The organism is uncultured Amnibacterium sp. (genome assembly GCF_964244015.1).
Lineage (GTDB): Bacteria > Actinomycetota > Actinomycetes > Actinomycetales > Microbacteriaceae > Amnibacterium.
In genome coordinates this window covers 1-5,237 of the sequence record NZ_CAXTHO010000158.1, presented here as the reverse complement: position 1 = coordinate 5,237, position 5,237 = coordinate 1, and the positions used below count along the sequence as shown (strand labels likewise).

At 74.6% G+C, this 5,237-nt stretch carries 7 protein-coding genes; 5 read left to right on the top strand and 2 right to left on the bottom strand.

Translation table 11 applies throughout. The features are described from left to right. Positions 1 to 136 precede the first annotated feature (136 nt). Positions 137 to 778 (bottom strand): NAD(P)-dependent oxidoreductase, encoded by a 642-nt coding sequence (locus ACFE67_RS13780; RefSeq protein ID WP_375407447.1) that lies wholly within the window; start codon positions 776 to 778, stop codon positions 137 to 139. A 167-nt stretch (positions 779 to 945) separates the two neighbouring features. Here ACFE67_RS13780 and ACFE67_RS13775 point away from each other — a divergent pair, with 167 nt between their 5' ends. The 4 genes from ACFE67_RS13775 to ACFE67_RS13760 all read left to right on the top strand — a co-directional run bounded on the left by ACFE67_RS13775 (position 946) and on the right by ACFE67_RS13760 (position 4,138). Then, positions 946 to 1,593, top strand: a complete 648-nt coding sequence (locus tag ACFE67_RS13775; RefSeq protein WP_375407446.1) for a M15 family metallopeptidase — start codon at positions 946 to 948, stop codon at positions 1,591 to 1,593. Then, complete coding sequence (gene alr, locus ACFE67_RS13770; protein WP_375407445.1) at positions 1,590 to 2,723, top strand: alanine racemase; 1,134 nt, start codon at positions 1,590 to 1,592, stop codon at positions 2,721 to 2,723. Before ACFE67_RS13775 ends, alr begins: the two co-directional genes overlap by 4 nt. Continuing rightward, complete coding sequence (locus tag ACFE67_RS13765; RefSeq protein ID WP_375407444.1) at positions 2,720 to 3,679, top strand: D-alanine--D-alanine ligase; 960 nt, start codon at positions 2,720 to 2,722, stop codon at positions 3,677 to 3,679. Before alr ends, ACFE67_RS13765 begins: the two co-directional genes overlap by 4 nt. A gap of 81 nt (positions 3,680 to 3,760) precedes the next feature. Continuing rightward, a complete protein-coding gene (locus ACFE67_RS13760; RefSeq protein WP_375407443.1) occupies positions 3,761 to 4,138 on the top strand; it encodes a VOC family protein in 378 nt (125 codons plus the stop codon). A 49-nt stretch (positions 4,139 to 4,187) separates the two neighbouring features. Here the strand turns inward: ACFE67_RS13760 and ACFE67_RS13755 are convergent, their stop codons facing one another. Next, a complete protein-coding gene (locus ACFE67_RS13755; protein ID WP_375407442.1) occupies positions 4,188 to 4,640 on the bottom strand; it encodes a MarR family winged helix-turn-helix transcriptional regulator in 453 nt (150 codons plus the stop codon). A gap of 60 nt (positions 4,641 to 4,700) precedes the next feature. On the opposite strand from ACFE67_RS13755, the gene ACFE67_RS13750 reads away from it, so the two are divergent. Further along, positions 4,701 to 5,099, top strand: coding sequence for a hypothetical protein (locus ACFE67_RS13750; protein WP_375407441.1), 399 nt, complete (start codon positions 4,701 to 4,703; stop codon positions 5,097 to 5,099). Positions 5,100 to 5,237 lie beyond the last annotated feature (138 nt).

Here is a 5,237-nt window from a genome sequence, read left to right as displayed (position 1 = left end):
AGATCGAGCACGCCCGCTTCCACGGCGGCCTGCACCTGCTCGGCTTCGACACCGGTCAGATCACCGCGCGCAAAACGATCCGCTGATCCTGGTGTGATCTCGAGGCTCGCTGCGCTCGCACCTCGATCAGCGGTAGTCAGTACGCGACGCCGATGTGCCCCGTGTGCTCGTGGCGTTCGATCTCGTCCACGACCGCGAGGGCGAAGTCGGTGCCCGAGACGGCCGACCTCCCGTCGGCGTCGAAGAACGCGACGGGTCCTCCGACGCGGTAGTGACCGAGCGTCTCGCCCGGCGCGAAGGAGCCGTAGTTCTGCGCCGGGCTGACGAACAGCCAGTCGAGGCCGTCGGGAGCGTGCTGCTCGAGCGCGTCGAGCGCACGCACCATCTCGTCCGCCTCCGCCTTGAACTGCGCGGGCACGTCGCCCTCGCTGAAGCGCGGCGCTCCCTCGGCGGGACGCAGGCCGCTCCAGCCGCCGACGACCACGAGTCGCGCGTCCTGCTCTGCGGCGAGCTTCGCAGCATCGACGATCAGGTCGGCGAGCTGCCCGGCGAGCGGGCCGCGCGGCGACAGCGCCTCGACGACCACGTCCTGGCCGGCGACGGCCGCGGCGATCGCGCCCTCCTCGAGGAACGAGCCCTGCACGTAGGTGACGCCCTCGACCGGGGTCTCGGGCGCCGTCCGGCTGTACGCCGTGACGTGGTGCCCGCGCGATGCGGCCTCCCGCACGATGCTGCCGCCGGTGTATCCCGTGCCGCCCAGTACTGCGATGCGCGCCATGACGCCGCCCTTCGATCCGTTGTCGTTGCCGGTGACGGCAACGACACAGGCGAAGAGCGCATTCCCCGGGGTCCACCGGAAGGATGACGGAGAGTTCGTCCGCTCGGGTGAGCACGGTCGCCCGCCAGGACGATCCGCCAGGAGGGGCCTGCCGCGAGGCTCGGCCCATGACCGTCCTGCTCGCCGATCCCGAGATCACCGCCGTCGCCGTGGCGGACTCGGGAGAGCCCCTCGTCCCCGTCCCTGCCGGGACCGCCGACCCGGACGGCGAGCGGCCGTTCGTGCGCTCCGGGGTCGCCGCCCGGCTCGCGGTCGCGCAGCTGCTGCTGCCTCCCGGCCGCCGTCTCCGGGTCGTGGAGGGGCACCGCCGTCCCGACGACCAGCGCGCGATCTGGCAGCGATACGCGATGCAGGTCGCCGTCGCGCACCCCTTCGCAGGCCCGGAGGAGCAGCGCCGGCTGACGAGCCGGTTCGTGTCCCCGATCGAGGTCGCGCCGCATGTCGCGGGGGCTGCGGTCGACGTGACGCTCGTCGACCGGCTCGGTCGCGGGATCGATCTCGGCACGCCGATCGACGCGACCCCGGAGGAGAGCCGCGGCGCGTGCTTCAGCGACGCCGTCGTCGGCGACGCGGTGCGCGAGGAGCGCCGGCTGCTCAGGACGGCGATGGCGGGAGCCGGCTTCGTCAACTACCCGACCGAGTGGTGGCACTGGAGCCACGGCGACCGCTACTGGGCGTGGAGCGTCCGCGCGACCGCCGCGCTCTACGGACCGGTCGAGGCGCCGAGAACGAGCCTCGTGCGGGCCGGACGATGAGCGGGCAGGTCGCGCCGGCCCTGCAGCCGCCCCGGCCGTCCCGCCCCGAGCTGCACGTCGACTCCGCGGCGATCGCCGCGAACGTGCGCCGGGCGGCGACGGTCAGCGGCGCCGCCGTGATGGCCGTGGTGAAGGCGGACGGCTTCGGCGCGGGCGCGGCGTCGACGGCTCGCACCGCGCTCGCGGCGGGCGCGACCTGGCTCGGCACGGCGACGCTCGACGAGGCGGTCGCGCTCCGGCGCGGCGGGGTCGCCGCGCCGCTGCTCTGCTGGGTGCTCCCGGTCGACGCCGCGTGGGAGGCCGCGCTGCGCCTCCGGATCGATGTCGCGATGTCCTCGATCCGTCACCTCCGGGCGGTGGTCGACGCCGCGGCCGGGTCCGGCGGTCGCGCGCGCGTGCATCTGCACGTCGACACGGGGATGGCGCGGGACGGCGCCGCAGCCGCGGATCGGGCGGCGCTGATCGCCGCCGCTGCCACGGCCGAGCGGCTCGGCACGATCGAGGTCGTCGGCGTGATGGGGCACCTGGCGTGCGCCGACGAGCCCTCGGATCCGAGCAACCGGGAAGGGATCGCCGTGTTCCGCCGGGCGCTCGCCGAGGTCGACGCCGTGGGGCTGCGACCCGCGGTGCGGCACCTCGCCGCGACGGAGGCGGCGCTGCGACTGCCGGAGGCGGCCTTCGACCTCGTGCGCATCGGGGCGGGGCTCGTCGGCATCGGTCCGGGGATGCACCCCGCACTCACCCTGACCGCACCGGTCGTGCTCCTCCGGCGGGCGATCGGCGGCACCCCGGTCGGGTACGGCCACACGGTTCGCACCGCGCGCGACACGGTGCTCGCGACCCTGCCGCTCGGCTACGCCGACGGCCTGCCCCGCCGGCTCGCCGACGGGGCGGCCGTGCAGATCGGAGGGCGCCGCTGCCCGGTGATCGGGCGGGTCTCGATGGACCAGGTGGTCGTCGACGCGGGACCGGAGGGGGTCGAGATCGGCGACGTCGCCACCGTGTTCGGCACGGGCGCCTCCGGTGAGCCGACCGCGGCCGACTGGGCCCGCTGGGCGGGCACGATCGAGCACGACGTGGTCACCGGGATCGGCGCCAGGGTCGCCCGGGTCCTGGACGGCCGGCGATGACCCGCGTCGCCGTCGTCGGCGGAGGCCGCAGCCCCGAGCACGCCGTCTCGCTCCGCAGCGCCGCCGCCGTCGTGGCGGCGCTCGCCGCGGCCGGGTACGAACCGGTGCCCCTCACGATCGACCGGGCCGGCGTCTGGTCCGACGACGCCGGAGCACTCGCCGCCACCCCCGCGGCGTCGCTCGCCGCGGGACTCGGGATCCTCGCCTCCTGCGACGTCGTGTTCCCGGTGCTGCACGGCGCTCCAGGCGAGGACGGCGCGATCGCGGCCCTCGCGGACCTTGCGGGGCTGCCGGTCGTGGGCTGCCCCGCGATCGGCAGCGCGATCGCGATGGACAAGCACGCGACGAAGGCGGTCGCGGTCTCGCTCGGGATCGCGGTGGCTCCGGGGATCCTCCTGCTCCCCGGCGACGCCGTGCCGGCCGTGACGCCGCCCGTCGTCGTGAAGCCGACCACCGCGGGGTCGAGCGTCGGCGTCTCGGTGGTCGCGGACGCGGACGACCTCGGTGCCGCGGTCGTCGCGGCACGGGAGGCGGGCGACTCGGTGCTCGTCGAGTCGTACGTGCGGGGCCGGGAGGTGCAGCTCGCGGTCGTGGAGCGGCGCGACGGCAGCCTGCTCGTGCCGCCGCCGATCGAGTACGGCGTCGCGGAGGGGGCGGTGTTCGACACGTCGCGGAAGTACGACGGCACCGCCGCCGTCCGATTCCCCGCCGTCATCGACGACGCCACGACCGCGGCGCTGGTCGACGCCGCGACCCGGCTGTTCCGCGCGCTCGGCTGCCGGGGCCTGTCCCGGTTCGACTTCTTCGTCACCGACGGTGGCCCGGTCCTGAACGAGGTGAACACCATGCCCGGGATGACCCCGCAGTCCGGGTTCCCGCGGATGTGCCGCGCGGCAGGGCTCGACCTGCCCGACCTCGTCGACGAGCTGGTCAGGACAGCGGTGCGTCGCCGGTGAACGGCAGGAGCGCCTCGACGGTCTTCACGAGGCCCGCCTCCCCCGCCGAACCGGTCGCGCCACGTCGGCGATGATGCGGGGATGGACGTCTCGAACGGCATCTTCGCCATCACGCTGATCGTGGAGGACCTCGCGAGGGCCAAGGCGTTCTACGCCTCCGCCTTCGGACGGTCCGTGGCCTGGGAGGACGAGAACTCCGCGGTCTTCCGGGTCGGCCCGACGATGATCAACCTGCTGACCTCGGACGCCGCGATCGAGCTCGTCGACCCCGCGCCGGTCGGCACGCCCGGCGGCGTGCGAGCGGTCTACACGATCCAGGTCGAGGACGTCGACGCAGCCGCCGCGGAGCTCGCGGCGGCCGGCATCGACCTGCTGAACGGTCCGATGGACCGCCCGTGGGGCCCCAGGACCCTCAGCTTCCGCGATCCCTTCGGCGCCGTGTGGGAGCTGGCCCACTGAATCGACCGGCTGCCGCGCATCGGCCGCTCAGCGGCTCACGACGACGCGGTCATCGCTCGGTGAGCCGCTGCAGCAGCGCGGCGGCCTCGAGCACGGTCGTCAGCTCGGCGTCGTCGAGCTTCTCCCGGAGGGTCGCCGCGAGCCACTCCTGCCGTGCCGCGCGGTTGCCGAGGAACAGCGCCTCCCCCTCCGGTGTCGCCCGCAGGATCGACCGCCTGCCGTCCGCGGGATCCTCCGACCTCGCCAGCAGGCCGTCCTGCTCGAGCGCGGCGACGGTCGCGGCCATCGACTGGGGCCGCACGCCGTCCAGCGCCGCGAGCGCGGCGGCGGTGTCGGCCTCGCCCTTCACGATGCGGACGAGCGCGGAGCTCTGCGAGGCGGACAGCCCGCCCTCGTTCAGCAGCCGCAGCCGTCGATGCAGCCGGCCGACGGCGACGCGCACCTCGGCGGCGGTCCGGGCCGCGAGGTCGGTTCCGGCGTCGTTCGTCGCACCCTCGCTCACGAATGCGCAGCGTAGGCTGCCGACCTCCGCAGGTCATCGGGGTAGGACAGGATTGGCTCCGTGGTGAACCCGATCCAGGACACGGTGCCCGAGGTGTCCGACGACATCGACGTCGGCGAGCTCGCAGAGATCGTCGACGAGCTGACGACCATGAACAGCGACGACTGGTCGACGATCGTGGGCAACGGCGTCTCGGGCGGTGCGCTGATCGAGTTCGCGTTCTCGGCACCGAACGAGGAGGTCGCGAACCAGCTGCTGGAGGGCATCCGCGACGACCTCGGCTACGCGGCGACGGCCACCGAGCCGCAGGGCGAGCTGGACGACTGGACGGTCCGCGGCACGACGTCGGAGGTGTCGGTGACCGAGGCGGGGCTCGCCGAGTGGGTCCGCCGCCTCGCCGCCTACGGGCTCGACCAGGACGGCAGCGTCCTGGACGGCTGGGCCCTGCTGCTCGACTGACGTCGGTGTGAGCGCGAGGCCGGTGCCCGGCGATGCGATCGCGGCCCACAGCACCGCGCAGCTGCTGAGCGGACCGCGGGCGACCACCGCGGAGGACGCGGTGCGGCGCGTGCTCGCCGTGCAGGGGCAGGATCCCCG

What these genes read in the sequence shown, in the direction of transcription:
- ACFE67_RS13780 (WP_375407447.1), bottom strand. Translation starts at nt 778, where the DNA reads ATGGCGCGCATCGCAGTACTGGGCGGCACGGGATACACCGGCGGCAGC.
- ACFE67_RS13765 (WP_375407444.1), top strand. Translation starts at nt 2,720, where the DNA reads ATGACCCGCGTCGCCGTCGTCGGCGGAGGCCGCAGCCCCGAGCACGCC.
- ACFE67_RS13760 (WP_375407443.1), top strand. Translation starts at nt 3,761, where the DNA reads ATGGACGTCTCGAACGGCATCTTCGCCATCACGCTGATCGTGGAGGAC.
- alr (WP_375407445.1), top strand. Translation starts at nt 1,590, where the DNA reads ATGAGCGGGCAGGTCGCGCCGGCCCTGCAGCCGCCCCGGCCGTCCCGC.
- ACFE67_RS13775 (WP_375407446.1), top strand. Translation starts at nt 946, where the DNA reads ATGACCGTCCTGCTCGCCGATCCCGAGATCACCGCCGTCGCCGTGGCG.